At 70.7% G+C, this 20,537-nt stretch carries 14 protein-coding genes and 1 pseudogene; 11 read left to right on the forward strand and 4 right to left on the reverse strand.

Translation table 11 applies throughout. The annotated features are described in order from the left end of the window. Positions 1 to 10 precede the first annotated feature (10 nt). The 4 genes and pseudogenes from HHX40_RS16800 to HHX40_RS36730 all read left to right on the forward strand — a co-directional run. A complete protein-coding gene (locus HHX40_RS16800) occupies positions 11 to 1,186 on the forward strand; it encodes an AAA family ATPase (protein WP_182881357.1) in 1,176 nt (391 codons plus the stop codon). Next, positions 1,183 to 1,773, forward strand: coding sequence for a DUF4276 family protein (locus HHX40_RS16805; protein WP_182881358.1), 591 nt, complete (start codon positions 1,183 to 1,185; stop codon positions 1,771 to 1,773). The genes HHX40_RS16800 and HHX40_RS16805 overlap by 4 nt, the downstream gene beginning before the upstream one ends. Then, complete coding sequence (gene gatB / locus HHX40_RS16810) at positions 1,770 to 3,278, forward strand: Asp-tRNA(Asn)/Glu-tRNA(Gln) amidotransferase subunit GatB (RefSeq protein WP_262367341.1); 1,509 nt, start codon at positions 1,770 to 1,772, stop codon at positions 3,276 to 3,278. Before HHX40_RS16805 ends, gatB begins: the two co-directional genes overlap by 4 nt. A gap of 667 nt (positions 3,279 to 3,945) precedes the next feature. Then, a pseudogene (locus HHX40_RS36730) lies at positions 3,946 to 5,286 on the forward strand (VanW family protein); the annotation flags it as partial. A gap of 426 nt (positions 5,287 to 5,712) precedes the next feature. Here the strand turns inward: HHX40_RS36730 and HHX40_RS36735 are convergent. Continuing rightward, positions 5,713 to 6,933: a PQQ-dependent sugar dehydrogenase gene (locus tag HHX40_RS36735; protein ID WP_259403680.1), complete on the reverse strand. Its 1,221-nt coding sequence runs from the start codon at positions 6,931 to 6,933 to the stop codon at positions 5,713 to 5,715. A 63-nt stretch (positions 6,934 to 6,996) separates the two neighbouring features. Here HHX40_RS36735 and HHX40_RS16820 point away from each other — a divergent pair, with 63 nt between their 5' ends. From HHX40_RS16820 to ilvC, 5 genes are all read left to right on the forward strand, one after another. Then, positions 6,997 to 7,917, forward strand: coding sequence for a 2-hydroxyacid dehydrogenase (locus HHX40_RS16820; protein WP_182881360.1), 921 nt, complete (start codon positions 6,997 to 6,999; stop codon positions 7,915 to 7,917). A 301-nt stretch (positions 7,918 to 8,218) separates the two neighbouring features. Next, the gene (locus HHX40_RS16825; protein ID WP_310738143.1) at positions 8,219 to 10,879 is read left to right on the forward strand and encodes a bifunctional diguanylate cyclase/phosphodiesterase; all 2,661 of its coding nucleotides are present in this window, start codon (positions 8,219 to 8,221) and stop codon (positions 10,877 to 10,879) included. 189 nt (positions 10,880 to 11,068) lie between these two features. Then, on the forward strand, positions 11,069 to 13,012 hold the full coding sequence (locus HHX40_RS16830) for an acetolactate synthase large subunit (protein ID WP_310738144.1): 1,944 nt from the start codon (positions 11,069 to 11,071) through the stop codon (positions 13,010 to 13,012). A 121-nt stretch (positions 13,013 to 13,133) separates the two neighbouring features. Then, positions 13,134 to 13,658, forward strand: a complete 525-nt coding sequence (gene ilvN, locus HHX40_RS16835; RefSeq protein WP_111698790.1) for an acetolactate synthase small subunit — start codon at positions 13,134 to 13,136, stop codon at positions 13,656 to 13,658. A 60-nt stretch (positions 13,659 to 13,718) separates the two neighbouring features. After that, a complete protein-coding gene (gene ilvC / locus HHX40_RS16840; RefSeq protein WP_111698911.1) occupies positions 13,719 to 14,711 on the forward strand; it encodes a ketol-acid reductoisomerase in 993 nt (330 codons plus the stop codon). Positions 14,712 to 14,921: 210 nt separating this feature from the next. On the opposite strand, the gene HHX40_RS16845 is transcribed toward ilvC, so the two are convergent. Further along, positions 14,922 to 15,455, reverse strand: a complete 534-nt coding sequence (locus HHX40_RS16845; RefSeq protein ID WP_111698788.1) for a DUF1707 and FHA domain-containing protein — start codon at positions 15,453 to 15,455, stop codon at positions 14,922 to 14,924. Between the two features lie 229 nt (positions 15,456 to 15,684). Between HHX40_RS16845 and HHX40_RS16850 the strand changes: the two genes are divergently transcribed. Both HHX40_RS16850 and HHX40_RS16855 read left to right on the forward strand, forming a co-directional pair. Beyond that, the gene (locus HHX40_RS16850; RefSeq protein WP_182881362.1) at positions 15,685 to 16,470 is read left to right on the forward strand and encodes a hypothetical protein; all 786 of its coding nucleotides are present in this window, start codon (positions 15,685 to 15,687) and stop codon (positions 16,468 to 16,470) included. 395 nt (positions 16,471 to 16,865) lie between these two features. Then, positions 16,866 to 17,651: a hypothetical protein gene (locus tag HHX40_RS16855; protein WP_111698784.1), complete on the forward strand. Its 786-nt coding sequence runs from the start codon at positions 16,866 to 16,868 to the stop codon at positions 17,649 to 17,651. An 87-nt stretch (positions 17,652 to 17,738) separates the two neighbouring features. Here HHX40_RS16855 and HHX40_RS16860 read toward each other — a convergent pair whose 3' ends face one another. Then, positions 17,739 to 18,632 carry a CAP domain-containing protein gene (locus HHX40_RS16860; protein WP_208868241.1) on the reverse strand — a complete coding sequence of 298 codons (894 nt, stop codon included), beginning with the start codon at positions 18,630 to 18,632 and terminating at the stop codon, positions 17,739 to 17,741. A 365-nt stretch (positions 18,633 to 18,997) separates the two neighbouring features. After that, on the reverse strand, positions 18,998 to 20,458 hold the full coding sequence (locus HHX40_RS16865; RefSeq protein WP_220499229.1) for an MFS transporter: 1,461 nt from the start codon (positions 20,456 to 20,458) through the stop codon (positions 18,998 to 19,000). Positions 20,459 to 20,537: the final 79 nt, after the last annotated feature.

Genomic DNA, 20,537 nt, shown 5'->3' on the forward strand with positions numbered 1-20,537 from the left:
GAACGGCGGCATGATCACCCGCATCGAGATCGACGGCTTCAAGTCCTTCCTGGACTTCCAGCTCGACATCCCGCCGTTCCTCGCCCTCGTCGGCCCCAACTCCAGCGGCAAGTCCAACCTTCTCGACGCGCTGGGCTACGTGCGCAGTGCCGGCTGGGGTGACGAGGAGGCGTTGACGTCCCGCCGGGGCCGGCCGCACGAGCTGTTCCACCGGGTCGGCAAGGGGCCGGCCACCAACTGCTTCGAGATCACCGTTCACGCCCTTCAGCAGTTGGGAGACACCGTCCTCACGCAGGTACTCGGGAGCGGAGCCGAGCTGGGGGAAGACGGGGTGCCGCGAGAGACCAGCTTCCGCTTCAACCCCAGTGCCAGCGTCACCGGACTGCCCCATTGGGTGATCGAACAGCGGCAAAAGGGGCTGGAGGTCCTGGGGCAGGCGGTGCAAAAGCTCATGGAGGAGCAGGTCGGTAGCCCCCGCCTTCGGCGCTTGCTGTACGGGGAACTGAGCAACTGGCGCCTGCATCAGCCGGATCCGAAGAACCTGCGTTCCCGGTCTTCGGCGGTGTCTGACGGGCCACTGGAATCTGGTGGCGGGAACCTGGCCACCGTCCTCGGCAGGCTCGCGGCGCACGGTGCCATCGAGGAACTCCTGGTGGATCTCGTGGCGCTCATCCCGGACATCGCCGGGATACAGCCTCTGCTGGACGACCGTTACCAGGAGTGGACGTTCGACGTGCTCGTGGACGGCCAGGGCAGCGTGCCGAGCACGCTGCTCTCGGACGGCACGCTCCGGGTCATCGCGCTGCTGGCCGCACTGCACGACCCTGACCATGCCGGGGTGCTGCTCATCGAGGAGATCGAGAACGGCCTGCATCCCAGCCGCCTGGCGGAACTGCTCCGCAGGATCCAGGAGAGGGTCACCGACCTCGACGACCCGGAGTGCGTCAACCGGCCACTGCGGCAGGTGATCCTCACCACGCATTCACCCGTTGTCGTCTCGGAGCTGTACCGCCTCAGGCCGGACGCGCTGGTGTTCCTCGACACCGCCGTACGCGTCGATCCCGAGAACGACAGGATCTCGCGGGTCACGGTGGCCAAGCCGGTGCGGTCGGAGGGAGAGCCCGGCACGTTCGTCTCTCCCCGTCAGGTGCGCAAGTATCTGAGCGCGGTGGGCGAGGTGCCATGAGCAGGCCGCTCGTGCCCGGACTCGTCGCCGAGGGGGAGACCGACGAGGTCTTCCTCGGCGTCGTGATCTCGCGGCAGCTCCGTGAGATCACCGTCCAGTCCTCTCGCTGCGCCGTCGACGTGGAGAGCACCGAGATCGGCTCCGGCCGATCGATCTACGACCACGACCGGACGGCGGGTGCACTCCGCGAGTTGGCGGGCGACTGTCATCTGCTCTTCGTGCACAACGATCACAGAGAGCGGGACAAGGCGGAGCGGGTCGTGCGCGACTCGGGCCTGTCCACGCCGGTGATCGCGCTGGTGCCCGTCCAGGAGACGGAGGCGTGGCTCCTGGCGGACGCCGGCGTGTGGCGCCGGTTGAGCGGGAGCGACCACGGACGGATGCCCGCCCGGCCCCGGGACGTCGAGAGGATCGCCGATCCCAAGAAGGTGCTCGCCGAGGTGGCTCCCCGTCGTGGGAAGCCGGTACGCGACTACTTCGAATACATCGCCAGAAACATCGACCTCGCAACCCTCGCGAAGGTGCCCGCGTACGCGGAGTGGGTCGTCGACGCGAGAAACGCATTGAAGGGACTTGGTTACCTGTGAGCAGCACTGAGACGCTCATGCCGTACGACGAGGCGCTGGAGCGCTTCGAGCCGGTGCTGGGGCTGGAGACGCACGTCGAACTGGGCACCGCGTCGAAGATGTTCTGCGGCTGTCCGACGGCCTTCGGAGCACCGCCGAACACGCAGGTCTGCCCGGTGTGCCTGGCGCTGCCCGGCTCGCTGCCGACGGCCAACGAGCAGGCGATCGAGTCGACGATCAGGATCGGCCTCGCGCTGAACTGCACCATCGCGACGTGGTGCAGGTTCGCCCGGAAGAACTACTTCTATCCGGACATGCCGAAGAACTACCAGATCAGCCAGTACGACGAGCCGCTGTGCGTCGACGGCTACCTCGACGTCGAGGTGGACGGCAGGACCGTCCGCGTGGAGATCGAGCGGGTGCACCTGGAGGAGGACACCGGCAAGTCCACCCATGTCGGCGGTGCGACCGGGCGCATCCACGGCGCCGACTACTCGATCGTCGACTACAACCGCGCCGGCATCCCGCTCGTCGAGATCGTGACCAAGCCCATCGCGGGCACCGACCGGCTCGCCCCCGAGGTCGCCCGTGCGTACGTGACCGAGCTGCGCGAGCTGATGCGCTCGCTCGGCGTGTCGGACGTGCGGATGGAGCAGGGCTCGCTGCGCTGCGACGTGAACGTCTCGCTGATGCCGCGCGGCGCGTCCGAGTGGGGCACCCGTACGGAGACCAAGAACGTCAACTCGCTGCGCAGCGTCGAGCGCGCGGTGCGCGGCGAGATCGAGCGCCAGGCGGGCGTCCTCGCCGCGGGCGGCCGGATCGTGCAGGAGACCCGCCACTTCCACGAGGACACCGGGCAGACGACCTCCGGGCGGTCGAAGGAGGAGGCGCAGGACTACCGCTACTTCCCCGAGCCCGACCTGCTGCCGATGGCGCCCGACCCGGCCTGGGTCGAGTCGCTCAAGGCCGCGCTGCCCGAGCTTCCGTCGGCCCGGCGCAGGAGGCTGCAGGACGAGTGGGGCGTGTCCGACCTGGACATGGCCGCCATGCACAACGCCGACGCGATCGACCTGGTCGAGGCGACCGTGGCCGCCGGAGCCCCGGCCGCCGACGCCCGCAAGTGGTGGATGGGCGAGCTGGCCCGGCGGGCCAACGAGTCGGCGACGACCCTCGCCGACCTGCCGATCACCCCGGCGCAGGTCGCCCGGGTGACGGAACTGGTCGCCTCCGGCGCGCTCAACGACAAGCTGGCCCGTCAGGTGCTGGAGGGCGTGCTGGCCGGTGAGGGCGGCCCGGACGAGGTCGTGGACAAGCGCGGGCTCCAGGTCGTCAGCGACGAGGGCGAGCTCATGTCGATCATCGATCAGGTGCTCGCGGACAACGCCGACGCGGCGGAGAAGGTGCGCGGCGGGAAGATCGCGGCCGTGGGCGCGCTGGTCGGCGGCGTGATGAAGGCCAGCCGCGGCAAGGCGGACGCGGGCCGCGCCCGTGAGCTGATCCTGGAGCGGCTCGGCGTCCAGGGGTAGTGAGCGTCCCGCGCCGCCCGCCGCGTAAGCGGTCGTCCGGCGCGGCGTTCGCTGTCCGGGTGACGCGCGCGTCGCGGCCCGGCGTTTTCGCCCATGCGCGCGCCGCCCGGGCCGGCTCCGCCGTGCGCGGGGCTGTGACCGGTCGGGCGGCGAAGGCGTGCGCGCTCCACGGAAAGAGCAGCAGAGCTGTTGCTTCCGGAGATATCCAGCGGAGGGTGTTTTAGGGTTAACTGATCGGAGTTGACCTTGAGCCTGAGGAGAGCGAGGCGTGCGTAACGCCGGAGCGTCCGTCGACCCGCCAACGGATCCCCCGGATCCGTCCGGGACCGCGCCCGCCCCGCCGCGTGTCCACCCGGTGCGCCGGGCCACGTCCCTGCCTCGGGGGGTGTCGGCGTTGCCCAAGGGGGTGTCGGCCGACATCTTCGCCGAACCGCCCGCCCCCGCGCCGCCCGCGTCCCGGCCGTCCGGCGCGGGCGCCGCTCCGCCGTCGGCGCCGCCGATCGAGCCGTGGCCGGTGCCGGACCGCACCGTCCGGGAGGAACCGGTCGTCGTCGGGACACCGGACCTCGACCTGCTCGACCCGCCGAAGAAGGGCGGCGTTCTCCGCCGCACGCTGATCGGCCTGGTGGCGCTGCTCGTCGTGCTCTATGTCGTGCCCGCCCTCACCATGGCAGGGAAGGTCCTGCCCGGCACCAGCGTGCTCGGCGTGGACATCGGCGGCCAGAGCCGGGCCGAGGCCGCCGCCACCCTCAACGAACGGCTGTACGCCCAGACCAGGACGCCGGTGATCGTACGGCAGGGAACGCGGCGGCTGACGGTGAGCCCGCGGGACGCCGGTCTCTCGCTCGACGTCGACGAGACGATTGGCCGGGCGGTGACCGGTTTCCCGAGCCCGTGGGCGGTGTGGGCCGCGCTCACCGGCAGCCGTGAGGTGGAGCCCGCGGTGTCGGTCGACCGGCGTCGCCTCGACGACCTGGTGGCGGACATCGCCGAGCGGCTGGAGAACCCGGCGCGGGAGGGCGGCGTCTCGTTCGACGGGATCACCCCGGTCCCGGTCTATCCAAGGGTGGGTCGCCTGGTCGACCGGAAGCTCACGGCCGAGCAGATCGTCAAGGGATACCTCGATCCCGAGATCGTCGTCGTGGCCCCCACCCTGCGGGACCTGCCGCACATCACCCGCGCCGAGGTGCACCGCGCCCTGCGCTGGGCGGGCCGGGCGGTGTCCGCGCCGCTCACGCTGACCAGCGGGACCGGCTCCGTCTCGCTGCCGCCGGCCGTGCTGGCGCGGCACCTGACGTTCACGCCGGACGGCGCGGTCCTGCGTCCCCGTTTCGACGCCGTCGCGGCGGTCGCCCCCGTCACGCCGAGACTGCTCGACCCCGGGCGGGCGTCCCGCGACGCCTCCTTCACGATCAGGGGCGGACGGCCTGCACTGGTCGGCGGGAGGCCGGGGGAACGGGTCGACACCGACCGCCTCGCGGCCGACGTGGTGACCGCCCTCGGCGCCGGCGACCGTACGGTGGCCGTGCGTGTCGTGGACGGGCCGCCTCGGAGCGGTGACGACGACGTGCGCCGCATGGGGATCAAGGAGGAGGTCGGCCGTTTCACGACCTCCTACGCCTGCTGCCCCCAGCGCGCCGGCAACATCCGGGCCGCGGCCGCGCTCCTGGACGGCCGCCTGGTCCGTCCGGGGGAGACCTTCTCCTTCAACGAGGCGCTCGGGCGGCGCGACGTGGACGCGGGGTTCGACGGCATCGTCCCCACGATGATCGACGGAAGGGCCGGCACCGACGCGCCGGGCATGTCCCAGGTCGCGACCACCCTGATGAACGCCGTGATCCGGGCCGGGTTCCAGGTCACCGAGCACACTCCGCCCGAGGTCCACGCCCCGCAGCTGCCGGTCGGCACCGAGGCCGCGGTGTCCTTTCCCGATCCGGACCTACGGTGGAAGAACGACTCGCCGTACGGGGTCTTCGTCCAGGCCTCGGCCACCGGCAGGTCGCTGGCCATCGCGTTGTGGAGCACCCGCCGGTACGCGGTGGACCTGCAGGGACCGGTCTCCGGCACCCGGGTCAAGCTGCCGACGATGACCGGGCACGGGCCCGGCTGCGTCGAGGCGCCGGGGCAGCCCGGGTTCACCGCCACCGTGACCCGCGTGCTGCGGCAGGGCGGCGAGGTCGTCTCCCGGCAGACCTTCCGGACCTCCTACCAGGCCCAGGCCAAGGTCGTCTGCCGTGCTGCCAAGGCACGCGGCGGCGGCAGCGGATCAGGACAAGGTCAGGGACAAGGCCAGGGTCAGGGTCAGGGTCAGGGACAAGGACAAGGACAAGGACAAGTCCAGGGACAGGGACAGGGACAGGGCCAAGGTCAGAGGCAGGGCCAAGGTCAGGGACAGGGACAGGGCCAAGGACAGGGCCAGGGGCAGAGCCACGGATCAGGACGAGGGAGCGGTGGGGGCAACCACCAGAATGCGGTCGTCGCCGTCCCTGGGAGAGCCCCGTCCGTCGCGGTTGCTGGTGCTCACCCACAGGGCGCCGCCGGGCGCGACGGCCACCGCGCGCAGCCTGCCGTACTCGCCTTCGTATAGCGCGGTGGGCCGCCCGGCGCGCCCTGACCCGTCCACCGGGACCCGCCAGAGTCGCTCGCCGCGCAGGGCGGCGGCCCACAGCGCTCCCCCCGCGTACGCGAGACCGGACGGCGACGCCTGGTCGGTCGACCAGGTCAGCAGGGGATCGGCGTATTCGGGACGGCCGCCCACGCCCTCGACCTCCGGCCAGCCATAGTTCCGGCCCTTCTCGATGAGGTTGATCTCGTCGTAGGTGTTCTGGCCGAACTCGGTGGCGTACATGTGGCCGCGTTCGTCCCAGGCGAGCCCCTGCACGTTGCGGTGGCCGTACGACCAGACCAGCGTCCCGAAGGGGTTGCCCGGTGCGGGCCGGCCGTCGGCGGTCATGCGCAGGATCTTGCCGCCCAGCGCGTTCCGGTCCTGGGCCATGCCGCGCTCGCCGGTCTCCCCGGTCGAGGCGTAGAGGTAGCCGTCGGGCCCGAAGGCGAGGCGGCCCCCGTTGTGGATGGCCCCCTTCGGGATGCCGCTGACGATCACCCGGCGCTCGGAGAGCCGTCCGTCGTAGCGGTAGCGGACGATCCTGTTGTCGCCGCCGGAGGTCAGGTAGACGAAGACGTGGTGGTCGCTCGCGTAGCGGGGCGACACGGCCACGCCCAGCAGGCCGCCCTCGCCGGCCGCCGACACCCCCTCGATCACTCCCGCCTCCCGGACCCCGCCTTCCGGCGTGATCCGCAGGAGCCGCGCCGACTCGCGTTCGGTCACCAGCGCGTCGCCGCCGGGCAGGAACGCGATCGCCCAGGGAACCGAGAGGCCGCGGACCAGCGTGCGCGGCCTGGCCGGGGCGACGGCGGTCGCGGCGCCGTCCGGGCCGGTCCCCGCGTCAGCGCCGGGGCTGCCCGCGCCGCTGGAGCCGCTGGAGCCGCTGGAGCCGCCGGGGCTGCCCGAGCCGCCGGTGGCGCTCGCGGCGGGTAGCGGCGGGGGAGTCCTGCCCAACTCTCCGGCCTGCCCGCACCCCGCGACCACCGGCAGAGCGACCGCCAGCAGCGCCGCCGCCGACAGGGCCGTGCCCGCGCCGTGCCTGTCCGTCATCTCGCGACCTCCTCGTCCATCCCTACTCGCGGGCCGTCGCGATGGTTCCCTAGGTTGTTACGTGTGAACATCTGGGTCGCCTCACAGGACATCGCCGACGATCTGTCCAGCCTGCCGGACGGGCTGCCCGTCCTCGACCGGAAGGTCTACGACGGGACGGGCCCGCTGCCGGGGCCGCCCGAGGAGGTGGAGATCTGGGTGCCGCCGCTGGTCCCGGTGCCGGGCATCCCCGGCCTGCTGAACCGCATGGGCAACCTCCGCCTGCTGCAGACCGTCACCGCGGGAGTCGAGCCGTACCTGCCGCACCTCCCGCCGAAGGCGGTGCTGTGCAACGCGCGCGGGGTCCACGACGCGGGTACGGCGGAGTGGGCCGTGGGCGCGATGATCGCGATGCGGCGGGACTTCCCCGGCTTCGTGGCCGCGCAGGCGCGCGGGGAGTGGAGCTACCACCACACCGGGGTCCTCGCCGACTCCACCGTGCTGATCGTCGGGTACGGCTCGATCGGCGAGGCGCTGGAACGGCGCCTGGCCGGGTTCGAGGTGGAGATCGTCCGGGTGGCCCGGACGGCCCGGGAGAACGTCCACGGCCAGGACGAGCTTCCCGCGCTGCTCCCGCACGCCGACGTGGTCGTGCTGCTCGTCCCCGCCACCGCGGGCACGTCCGGTCTGGTGGACGCGGAGTTCCTCGCCCGGATGAAGGACGGCGCGCTGCTGGTGAACGCGGCGCGCGGATCGGTGGTGGACGGCGACGCGCTGCTGGCGGAACTGCGGGCGGGCAGGTTGCTGGCGGCCCTCGACGTGACGCCGGTCGAGCCGCTGCCCTCCGATCACCCGCTGTGGACCGCGCCGGGAGTCTTCATCACGCCGCACGTGGCGGGAAGCACCCCCGCCTCCGTCCGGCGTATCCGCGTACTGGTACGCGAGCAGATCATCAGTCATCTGGCGGGCCGGCCCCTCGCTAACATGATCACCGGGCATTACTGACCGCTCCGTTAAGGATTCCGGAACGTGGCTGCGCCGTGACCTGCGGTGCGTAGGGTGAGGCTCATCGTGCACGGCTTGGTTATCAGATCGGTGACGACTCGTCGGTTGTCCTCCTCTCGATCAGCGGCTGTGCGCACACTGGCCATGTGACAGGGAGAGTAAAGCCGAGTCGGGGACGGGAGGGGCAGTGACGGCACACCCCACCGGAACCGGCGACGCTGACGCGACTCCGGACCCCGCCGAAACCCCGGCAGGCGCCTCCGCCACGGGTGAGGCGGCGACAGGTGCAGAGGCGACGCACGTGAACGTCAGGAGAGACCCCAGGGTCCCCCTCACCACCGCCGCCGGGCTCGGCGCGGTGGCGATCGTCGTGGCCCTGGTCACCGGGGGCTCCGCCCCGGTGGTGACCGCGGTCGCGGGAGTCGTCACCGGTCTTCTCTCGGCGGTGTCACTGATCATGGCCGCTTCCCGCGTGACTCCCGGTCACCGGCGCCAGCCCGCCGCCTGGCGGTGGATGGCCGCCGGGTCGCTCACCTGGCTCCTCGGCGTGGGCGTCCGCCCGGTGGCCGACGGCACGCCCTTCGTGCTCACCTTCGCCGACCTGCTCATACTCGCCGGATCCGTGCTGCTCGCGATCGGCTGCGGCCTCTCGGTGAAACCCCCGGCGTACACGCGGGGGGTGATCCGCCAGGCCGCCGACGCCTATCTCGGCGCGGCGTCGGTGTTCGCCGTGGCCTGGGTCGCCGTCCTCGGCCCGGCGTTCCGCCGGGCCGAGGACACCGGCGCGTTCTTCGTCGCGCTCGCGCTCCCCGTGATCTGCCTGCTCGCGACCTGCGCGGTGACGCCCGCGGTGGCCGCGTCCCGGTCGGGCAACCGGGTGGTCGGGCTCACCGGCGTCGGAGTGCTCGCCGCGATAACCGTCGCGGAACTCGCGACCGCGCTCGCCCGGCTCGGCGGCGACCATCCGCCCCTCGTCGCCGGACTCCTCGTGCCCGCCCTGCTGCTCGTCCTCGCCGTCACGCCGTGGGTGGAGCAGGACCGGCCGGCGAGGCCGCTGACGGCGGCGCTGACCGCCGCCGCCCCGCTGGTGCTGGTCGCCGTCGCGACGCTGGTCGCCACCCTGCACGCGATCGGGGGCAGCCGCGACGCCGCCCTGGCGGTCGTCGCCGCCTCGGTCGTGCTCGTCCTCCTCGGCCGCCTGTTCGTGCTGCTGGTCGAGACCGCCGGAATGCGCCGTCTCGTCGACGTGGGGGAGCAGCAACTGCGGCGGCTCGCCGAGAACACCGGCGACGTGGTGCTCGTCTGCGACCCCGAGGGGGTCGTCCAGGAGGCCGGTCCCGGCCTGGAGGCGACGTACGGCTACCGCCCGGAGGACCTCGCCTGCCGGCCGATCTTCGACTACGTCCACCCCGAGGACCTCCCGGCCGTGCAGGCGCTGCTCAGTCGCATGACGGACGAGGACGACGGGCCGGAGCAGGAGGGCGGCACCCGCGTCTCCTGCCGCTTCCGGGCCTCCGACGGCACCTGGCGGCCGACCGAGACGGTCGCCGCCCGCCACGTGCGCGACGACGACCTCGTCCTGGTCACGATCCGAGACCTCAGCGACCAGGTCGCCCTGCGCAACCAGGTCACCCATCTGACCTTCCACGACGGGGTCACCGGACTGCCCAACCGGGCCTACTTCGAGGAGCGGGCCCGCGAAGTGCTCACGCGCCGCGGCGCGGCCGGCACCGCGGTGATCTTCCTGGACCTCGACGGCTTCACCGCCGTCAACGACTCCGTCGGGCACGCCAGCGGCGACCACCTCCTCGGCCAGGCCGCCCGCCGCCTGCGGTCGGCCGTACGGGCCGACGACACGCTGGCCCGGTGGGGCGGGGACGAGTTCGCGGTGCTCCTGGAGGGCGGCGCGTCAGGCGGCATGTCCGGGGGCGCTTCCGGCGGCGGCGACGCGCAGACCGCCATCGACCTGGCCGAGCGGCTCGTCCGCGCGGTCTCCAACGAGCCCTTCCGGGTGGCCGACCGGGACATCGCGCTGACGGCCAGCGTCGGCGTCGCCTTCGCCGAGGAGGACCTGTCCTCCGGGGACCTGCTGCGCAACGCCGACGTGGCGATGTCGCGGGCCAAGGAGCTCGGCGGACGCCGGGTGGAGGTCTTCGCCACCCACATGCACGCCGACGTCGTACGCCGCCTGGAGATCGCCTCGGACCTGCAGCGGGCGCTGCTGGAGAACCAGTTCGCGATCGAATACCAGCCGGTCGTCGACCTCGCCACGTCGCGGGTGACCGCCGTGGAGGCGCTGATCCGCTGGTGGCGGGGAGGCACGTTCGTGCCGCCGGAGCAGTTCCTCGGGCCGGCCGAGGACACCGGGATCATCGTGCCGCTGAGCGAGTGGATCCTGCGCGAGGCGTGCCAGGAGGTGGCGGCCTGGCGCGCGTCCTCCTGGGACATCGGGCTCGCGCTGAACCTGTCCGCACGGCAGATCATGGCCCCGCGTTTCGTGGAGACCGTGTCGGAAGCCCTGAGCGACAGTGGGCTGCCGGCCAGCGCGCTCACCCTCGAAGTCATCGAGGAGATGCTGGTCGAGGACGCCGGCGAGATGATCGGCAGGCTGTCGGAGCTGAGAGCTCTCGGCGTACGGCTGGCCATCGACGACTTCGGCACCGGCTACGCGTCGCTCGCGTTCCTGCGCCAGCTTCCGGTCGACATGATCAAGATAGACCCCTCGTTCGTCTCCGGGCTGGGGCGCGACGACACGCTGACCCTGCTGACGAGGACGATCGTGCAGCTTGGCAACGACCTCGGCCTGATCGTCGTCGCCGAGGGCATCGAACGTCCCGAGCAGCTCGACCTGCTCCGTAAGATGGGCTGCACGCGTGGGCAGGGCTACCTGGTCGCCCGCCCGATGACCGCCCGCGGAGTCGACGACCTCATGCCGGGCACCCCCCTCCAGAACACCGCCTGACGCACGCGAAGCGTGCAATCCGAGCGAGCCGGAGGGGCGCGCCGGCGGTCTGGACTGAGGAGCGAGGGACGAGCGACGAGGGAAGCGCTCATTGCGCGCCTTCGGCACGACCAGCCGGGTGTGAGCGCCCCGACGGTGAGCGGGAAACACAGTCTCGATTGATGAGATGGGCGTCCCAGATGATTTGACGTGAGGGCGGTCCATCGGACATCGTGTAGCCATGCATCGCGGTGGGATCCTCGTAGTACTTCGCAGGCGCGCAGCCTGACGAAGTCCTCAGTCCTGCGCGCGCCCCAGCTCCGCTCAGCGGAACGGGGCATTTTTTATGCCGGTACAAGACCAGCCACCAGCACAGCCACCACAAGCTCAGCCACAAGGAACGAGCCGATGACCGAAAAGATGACAGGTGCACAGGCCCTGGTGCGGGCGCTGGAGCACGTCGGGGTCGAGACGGTGTTCGGGATCCCGGGCGGCGCCATTCTCCCCGCCTACGATCCCCTCTATGACTCGACCAAGGTCAGGCACGTGCTCGTACGGCACGAGCAGGGCGCCGGCCACGCGGCCGAGGGCTACGCGCAGGCTACCGGCAGGGTCGGGGTGTGCATGGCCACCAGCGGGCCGGGGGCGACCAACCTCGTCACCGCCATCGCGGACGCCTACATGGACTCGGTGCCGATCGTGGCGATCACGGGGCAGGTCGCGACCCCGCTCATCGGGACCGACGCCTTCCAGGAGGCGGACATCTCCGGCATCACCATGCCGATCACCAAGCACAACTTCCTGGTGACCGACGCCGACGACATCCCGCGGACGATCGCCGAGGCGTTCCACATCGCCGCGACCGGCCGCCCCGGGCCGGTCCTGGTGGACATCGCCAAGGACGCCCTGACGGCGACGACCACGTTCTCCTGGCCCCCGGTCATGCAGCTGCCCGGCTACCGCCCGGTGACCCGGCCTCACTCCAAGCAGATCCGCGAGGCCGCCCGGCTGATGACCGAGGCGCAGCGGCCGGTGCTCTACGTCGGCGGCGGCGTGCACAAGGCGCGGGCCTCGGCCGAACTGCTGGAGCTGGCCGAGCTGACCGGCATCCCGGTGGTCACCACCCTCATGGCGCGCGGCACCTTCCCCGACAGCCACCCCCAGCACATGGGCATGCCCGGCATGCACGGCAGTGTCTCGGCGGTCGGCGCCCTCCAGCGCTCGGATCTGCTGATCGCGCTCGGCACGCGGTTCGACGACCGCGTGACCGGCCAGCTGGCCAGCTTCGCCCCGCACGCCAAGGTCATCCACGCCGACATCGACCCGGCGGAGATCTCCAAGAACCGCCACGCCGACGTGCCGATCGTGGGCGACTGCCGTGAGGTGATCGGCGACCTGATCACCGCGGTCCGGGCCGAGCAGGCCGACGGGCGCAAGGGCGACTACACCGACTGGTGGCGGGTCCTCAACGGCTACAAGGAGACCTACCCGCTGGGGTACGAGGAGTTCGCCGACGGGTCGCTGGCTCCGCAGTACGTGATCGAGCGGCTGAGCGCGCTGGTGGGCCCGGAGGCGATCTACACGGCGGGCGTCGGCCAGCACCAGATGTGGACCGCGCAGTTCATCAAGTACGAGCACCCGGGGACGTTCATCAACTCCGGCGGCGCCGGCACGATGGGCTTCTCGGTCCCGGCCGCGATGGGCGCGAAGATGGGCTGCCCGGACAAGGTCGTGTGGGCGATCGACGGCGACGGTTGTTTCCAGATGACCAACCAGGAGCTGGCGACCTGCGCCATCGAAGGTGTGCCGATCAAGGTCGCTGTGATCAACAACGGCAACCTCGGCATGGTCCGCCAGTGGCAGACGCTGTTCTACGACGAGCGGTACTCCAACACCGACCTGCAGCAGGTCAAGCGGATTCCGGACTTCGTGAAGCTCGCCGAGGCGTACGGTTGTGTCGGCCTGCGGTGCGAGCGTCCCGAGGACGTGGACGCGACGATCGCGAAGGCGATGGAGATCAACGACGTGCCGGTCGTGATCGACTTCGTCGTCCACAAGGACGCCATGGTCTGGCCGATGGTCGCGGCCGGCACCAGCAACGACGACATCAAGTACGCCCGCGACATGGCGCCGAACTGGGAGGGCGGAGAATGAGCGCGATCCCGTCCCGAGTCCGGCCCGCAGCACGAGGAGTTGGCATGAGCGAGCGCAGCGAGCGAATCAGTGAACGCGGCTCCTGGCGCATGCCGCTCCGAGCCGAAGGCGAGGAGATGGCATGAGCCGCCACACGCTGTCCGTCCTGACGGAGAACAAGCCGGGCGTGCTGGCCCGGGTCGCCGCGCTGTTCAGCCGCCGCGGCTTCAACATCGACTCCCTGGCGGTCGGGCCGACCGAGCACGACGACATCTCGCGGATGACCATCGTCGTGAACGTCGAGGAACTCCCGCTGGAGCAGGTCACCAAACAGCTCAACAAGCTGGTCAACGTCATCAAGATCGTCGAGCTCGACAACAGCCAGTCGGTGCAGCGCGAGCTGATGTTGATCAAGGTGAGGACCGACTCCGAGAGCCGGTCCCACGTCCTCGAACTCGTGAACCTCTTCCGGGCGCGCTGCGTGGACGTGGCCCCGGACGCGGTCACGATCGAGGTCACCGGGACGACCGACAAGCTGGACGCGTTCGTCCGGGTCCTTGAGCCGTACGGCATCAAGGAGCTCGTGCAGTCGGGCATGGTGGCCATCGGCCGCGGCGCCCGTTCCATCACCGACCGCTCGCTCCGCGCGATCGACCGCAGCGCATAGCGCCGCGGTGGGACCGTACGGCGCGAGGGCAACTGTTCGAAAGGCAAGCATGTGACTGAGATCTTCTACGACGACGACGCCGATCTGTCGATCATCCAGGGCCGCCACGTCGCGGTGCTGGGCTACGGCAGCCAGGGCCACGCGCACGCGCTGAGCCTGCGTGACTCGGGCGTCGACGTCCGGGTCGGTCTGCCCGAGGGCTCCAAGAGCCGGGAGAAGGCCGAGGCCGACGGGCTGCGCGTGCTGTCGCCGGGCGAGGCCGTCGAAGAGGCCGACCTCACGATGATCCTCGCGCCGGACCACATCCAGCGGCACCTGTACGCCGAGCACGTCGCGCCGAACCTCGTCGAGGGCGACGCGCTGTTCTTCGGCCACGGCCTCAACATCCGCTACGGCCTCATCGAGGCTCCGTCGGGCGTCGACGTCGCCATGGTGGCGCCGAAGGGCCCCGGCCACCTCGTCCGCCGTCAGTACGCCGCCGGCCGCGGGGTGCCCTGCCTGGTCGCCGTCGAGCGCGACGCCACCGGCAGCGCCTGGCCGCTCGTGCTGTCGTACGCCAAGGGCATCGGCGGCACCCGGGCCGGCGCGCTCAAGACGACCTTCACCGAGGAGACCGAGACCGACCTGTTCGGCGAGCAGGCCGTGCTGTGCGGCGGTGTCTCCGAGCTGATCAAGGCCGGGTTCGAGACGCTGATCGAGGCCGGCTACCAGCCGGAGGTCGCCTACTTCGAGTGCCTCCACGAGATGAAGCTGATCGTCGACCTGATGTACGAGGGCGGCGTCTCCAAGATGTACTGGTCGGTGTCCGACACCGCGGAGTACGGCGGCTACACCCGTGGCCCGCGCGTCGTGAACGAGGAGACCAAGAAGGAGATGCGCCGCATCCTGGACGAGGTCCAGGACGGTCGCTTCGCCCGCGAGCTGGTCGAGGAGTTCGACGGCGGTCAGACCAACTTCAAGCGCTACCGCGAGGAGCTGGCCGCCCACCCCATCGAGGAGACCGGCGCCAAGCTCCGCCCGATGATGAGCTGGCTCAAGGGCGAGCAGGCCTGATCCTCCGGGCCGGGAAGCGTCTGACGCGACCTGAGGCCCGTCTGACCGCGGCGCCGTTCCCTGCCTGTGCGGCGGGGAGCGGCGCCGCGTCGCGTTTCCGGCTCCGCGTTCGTCAGCCCCGTGTCCGCCGGCCCCGTGTCCGCCGGCGCCGCGTTCACCGGCCCTGCGGGCGCGGTGCCGCGCCCTGATCAGACCTGCCCTCGCGGCTGGTCAGGCCGGCATGGAGACCAGGAACTCGCAGTCGCCGAAGGCCACCTCGTCGCCGGCCCTGACGGTGGCGGGGCCGACCAGCCGCCAGCCGTTCAGCCGGGTGCCGTTCATCGAGCCGAGGTCGACGAGCAGCCAGGAGTCGTCCTGCCGCCGCAGTTCGGCGTGCATCCGGGAGACGGTCAGGTCCGCGAGGACCAGGTCGCAGGCGGATCCACGGCCGACCAGATAGCGGGCCCGTCCGTCCGCGGGCAGGGCGAGGCGGGGGAGCCGCGGGCGCCGCCAGGCGGTCTCGATGCGGTTGCTCAGCTCCGACACCGAGGCGACCGCCTCGGTGATCCTTCTGCGCCAGCGCCCGCGCTGCGGGAGATCGGCGACCAGTTCGTCCAACTCGCCGCGGCTGCGCGCCCGAAGCGCCAGGTCGACCCGGCCGACGAAGGTCTCCATGGACAGGCGTCCTTCGGCGGCCCGGTCGCGGAGTTCGCTCAGCGCACGCTCGCGGTCCCCGTCGGAGGCGCGCACCGGGGGAGAGCTCATGACTGGAGTATCCGCCGCAGTGGTCCGAGGTGTCCAGAAGACGCCGTATTCCGCCGCCCCCGGCGTCGTCACGCACCCGTTCCCTCGCTGTGCGTGATCACCCTCTCCGGGTCCGACAAGATCGGTCGTCCGCAACATCAAGATCTGTGTCGTGTACCGAACGTGTACTCCGACAACTAGATCGTCTTTGACACTGACCTTTCGGTATTCCCTACTTAAGGAGAGACCGTTGGTCCGCTCCCTCCTCCGTGTCCGGTGGTTGGCCGCCGCTCTCATCGTGGCCTGCGTCGCGGTGTTCGGCACGACCCCGGCGAACGCCGTTCCGCACCCTCCGCCGACGGGCGTGACGACGGCAGGCGTGTACGCGCTCACCACGGGGTACAACGGCACGGTCGGCAACACCCGTGGCTGGACGGTCACCTGGAAGATCCCCACCCTCAGCAACGGCAGCACCGCCTGGGGTGCTGTCGGACAGTGGTACTACAACCTCGAGTCCGGCATCTATCACACACCCGGCGCCTGGTCGGTCTACTACTTCGGAGACGACAACGGCACGACCGGGAACAACTCGCTCTGCAACGCGAGCCTCTGGGGGACCGGGGGCACCTGCACCGGCGCCCTGACGGGCCTCAGCGCCGGGCAGGAGCTCACCTTCGTCTACGAGTGGTGTGACTCCAACCACTCGGCCAACGTGAACGGTGCCTTGATCTGCCTGTACGTCGACCTGAAGGACGGCAACGGCAGGCGCTTCCTGGCGGATGACAGCCGGTCGACCGTGGAGATGTACGCCCACGACATCGAGGACTTCTCCGACTCCGGTCCGTCGTACCCGATCCCGTCGATCAGTTGCACCCAGCCGACCGTCATGGTCGCGCAGACGGTGAAGTCCACGTCCGGCACCTGGAGCAACATGACCGGCAGCCAGTGGAACTTCAACGACAGCACGCCGAACTACAAGTTCCAGAACACCAACACCTCGGCCAACCCGGCCACCTGGCAGTCGTGCACCGGCTGACCTGATCCCCACTGATCGGCTCGCGCCGATCGACTCGCACCGATCCCGGCCCGCGGCACCGCCGCGGGCCGGGACCCCTGCACCCCCGCCTGGGCCGAGGGGTAGCCATGGCGATGTTCTCGGCGGCGGCGCGGAAGGAGTGGCCCGCGGCCTGGATGCGGTCCGCGAAGGACCGGCCGTCCTTGGCGGGGAGCCGCCGTATTCCGCCGCCCCCGGCCCCGTCGCGCACCCGTTCCCTCGCTGTGCGTGATCACATTTAAGCCTCCCTCGGGGAATCTGACAAGATCGGTTACCTCCAACATCAAGATCTTTGTCATGTGCCGAATGTGCATTCCGATCGAATAGATCGTCTTTGACACTCGATTTGTCGGCATTCCCTACTTAAGGAGAGACCGTTGGTCCGCTCCCTCCTCCGTGTCCGGTGGTTGGCCGCCGCTCTCATCGTGGCTTGCGTCGCGGTGTTCGGCACGACCCCGGCGAACGCCGTCCCTCACCCCCCGAAGTCGGGCGTGACGACGGCAGGCGTGTACGCGCTCACCACGGGGTACAACGGCACCATCGGCAACACCCGTGGCTGGACGGTCACCTGGAAGGTCCCCGCCCTCAACAACGGCGGCACCGCCTGGGGTGCCATCGGGCAGTGGTACTACAACCTGGAGTCCGGCATCTACCGCGGGCCCAGCTCCTGGTCGGTCTACTACTACGGAGACGACAACGGCACGACCGGGAACAACTCGCTCTGCAACGCGAGCCTCTGGGGAAGCGGGGGCACCTGCACCGGCGTCATGACGAACCTCAACGTCGGACAGGAGCTCACCTTCATCTACGAGTGGTGTGACTCCAACCACTCGGCCAACGTGAACGGCACCCTGCTCTGCCTGTACGTCGACCTGAAGGACGGCAACGGCAGGCGCTTCCTGGCGGACGACACCCGGACGACCGTGGAGATGTACGCCCACGACATCGAGGACTTCTCCGACTCCGGTCCGTCGTACCCGATCCCGCAGATCAGCTGCACCCAGCCGACCGTCATGGTCGCGCAGACGGTGAAGTCCACCTCCGGCACCTGGAGCAACATGACCGGCAGCCAGTGGAACTTCAACGACAGCACGCCGAACTACAAGTTCCAGAACACCAACACCTCGGCCAACCCGGCCACCTGGCAGTCGTGCACCGGCTGACCTGACCCGCACTGATCGGCTCGCGCCGATCGACTCGCACTGATCCCGGCCCGCGGCACCGCCGCGGGCCGGGACTTTGTGCGGGGGTTACTGCCGGCCGAAGTCCTGCGTCCAGTAGTTGCCGGAGGCGACGTATCCCACGCCGATGTCGGTGTAGGTGCAGTTGAGGATGTTCTGCCGGTGTCCGGAGCTGTTCATCCACCCCTGCACCACCGCCTGGGCCGAGGGGTAGCCCATGGCGATGTTCTCGGCGGCGGCGCGGAAGGAGTAGCCCGCGGCCTTGATGCGGTCCGCGAAGGACCGGCCGTCCTTCGACGTGTGGTCGAAGTACTTCTGCGCGGACATGTCGGCCGAGTGGCCGTACGCGGCGGTGCGCAGCCGCGCGTCGTGCTTCAGCGGGCCGCAGCCCGCCTTGGCCCGCTCGACGTTGGTGAGGCGGACGACCTCGTTCTCGACGGCGGTGCCCACCGTCGTGCCGCTCGTCGGAGAGGCGCTGGGCGCCTGACTGACGGTCGGCTTCGCCGACGGGCTGGGGGCGGGGGTCCCAGGGGTGGGGGTCACGGGACCGGGTGTGGGGGTGGTCGCCGAAGGACTCGGCACGGGTGTGGGGGAGGAGCAGTCGAGCCGCACCGGCTTCGACCGCGACACGTGGCCGCGGTAGTCGGTGACGAAGCTGTAGTAGACGCCGTTGACGCAGGTCACGTTCACCGTGACGCGTGCGTTGCGGACCGCCTTCGAGCCGCTCTTGACCACGCGGTCGGGGCCCGGCCTGCTCTTCAGGATCCGGACCCGGAACCGGGCGCCGTTCTCGCAACCGGCCCGCGAGCCCGCCGCGCGGATCTTTCCGTCCACGGTGACGTACGGCTTCGCGGCGGCGACCCGGCAGCCCGCGTGCTGGACCTCGGCCTGAGCGGGGCCGGCGGACAAGCCGATGGCCGCGACGCTCCCGAGGCACAGGACCGCTCCGAGCGCTCTGTTCACGATCATTCCTCCAGTGGGGGTTAGACGCTGGGGAAGTCGTCATTATGGTGCGCTCCGACCTCACATGTCCGGAAAAATCCCCCCGACCTCGTAAATATCTACCTTCCCTTAAGTTTCACTTATCCCTCCCACCTCAAGCGACGGCGGATAACCCGCAGGTCACGGTCGTGTTACGAGGAGGGGGCCGCCTTAAGGTCCGGTCAACCGTCCGGGGGCGCCTCGGAGGGTCTCGGCGCGGCGTGTGGAGCGGCCGGGGAAGCGCTCCAGCTCAGCGGCGCGGCCAGGGGAGCGGCGCGGCCGGGGGAGCAGAGCGGCTCGGCGCTCCGGAGAGGTGTGGTCCCGCCGGAGAAGGAGGGGGCAGGTCGCTATGCGCCGGACCGCTCGGAGCCGGACCACTCTGAGCCGGACCGCTCCGAGCCGGACCGCTCCGAGCCGGACCGCTCCGAGCCGGACCGCTCCGAGCCGGACCGTTCTGGGCGCGCGTGCGCCATCGCCTCGGCCAGGCGGGCGGCGGTCAGGTCGTACCGGAACGTCATCAGCACGCCCGCGAACGTGATCAGGGCGGGCACCGCCGTCACGCCGATCATCACGGCGAGGTGGGCGCTCTCGGGCTGGGTCACCGGGTGGTCGGGATCGGACGACAGGAAGCCTCCGGCGCTCAGCACCCAGCCGTAGATGGTCGCGCCCAGCGCCGCCACCGCGTTCTCCACGGCCGTCCACAGGCCTGTGAAGACGCCGCCCCTGCGCTCGCCGCTCACCACGCCGTCATGGGCGATCACGTCGGCGAGCATGGAGTACTGCAGCAGCTGCAGACCGGCGTAGCCGATGCCGACGACCATCACGCACAGGTGCGCGTACAGGGCGCCGAGGGCCGGCGTCGCGAGGAGCAGCAGCCCGCCGCCCGCGAACATCGTGCCGGAGAGGATCATCGCGCCGCGCTTGTCGAGTCTGCGGGCCAGCCACACCCACAGCGGCATGGTGACCAGCATCGGGCCGACGAGCGCCGCGAAGAGCGTGGTGGTGGCGTCCGGGTCGCCGATGATGTAGGCGGCGAAGTAGGGCGAGCCGGCCAGCATCACGCCCACCCCGAGCGTCTGCGCCGAGCTCAGCCCGAGCAGCCACATGAAGGGCCTGCTCGTGCGAGCCGCGGCGAGTTGCTCCCGCAGCGTCCCCTCGGACTTCTGCTGCCCGGTGAAGGGGGCGCGGGCGGTGCCGAAGAACGAGGCCAGCATCGAGGCGAGCAGGACCAGGCCGAAGACGACGCCCATGGTCCGGTATCCCCCGGCCGTCCCGCCGGCGATCGCGGGCGCGAGGATGCCGCTCATCGCGATCGAGATCGCGATGAGCACCATGCGCCACTGCAGCAGCGAGGTCCGCTCGTGGTAGTCCGTGGTCATCTCCGCCGGCATCGCCTTGTACGGCACCTCGTACAGGGCGTATCCGGTCGCGGCGGCCAGGAACGTGAGGCCCACGTAGACGGCGGCGGGCGCCCCGGTCAGCGGCGGCCCGGCGAACATCAGGGCGAACGACACCGGCAGCACGACCGCCCCGGCGAGCAGCCAGGGACGGCGGGGACCCCAGCGCGAGACCGTGCGGTCCGACCAGCGGCCGACCAGCGTGTTGGCGATCAGGTCCCACGCCTTGGGGAGGAAGAGCACGACGCCCGCGAGCGCGGCCGGCACCGCCAGCACGTTGGTCATGTAGAAGAGCAGCAGCAGCCCGGGGATCGTGGAGAAGTTGGCCGTGCAGAACGAGCCGACGGCGTACCCGAGGCGCACACCGAGGGACACTGCGGAGGGGGAGGGCGTCGCCGCGGTGGGAGCCATGGCGTCATTCAAGCCGAGCGCGGGCTCCGCCGGAAGATCCCCCCGGCAACGGTTCGGCGGCTACCGGCTCCGGGCTCGC

This window comes from Microbispora sp. H10949, assembly GCF_014161435.1.
GTDB classification, from domain to species: Bacteria; Actinomycetota; Actinomycetes; order Streptosporangiales; family Streptosporangiaceae; genus Microbispora; species Microbispora triticiradicis.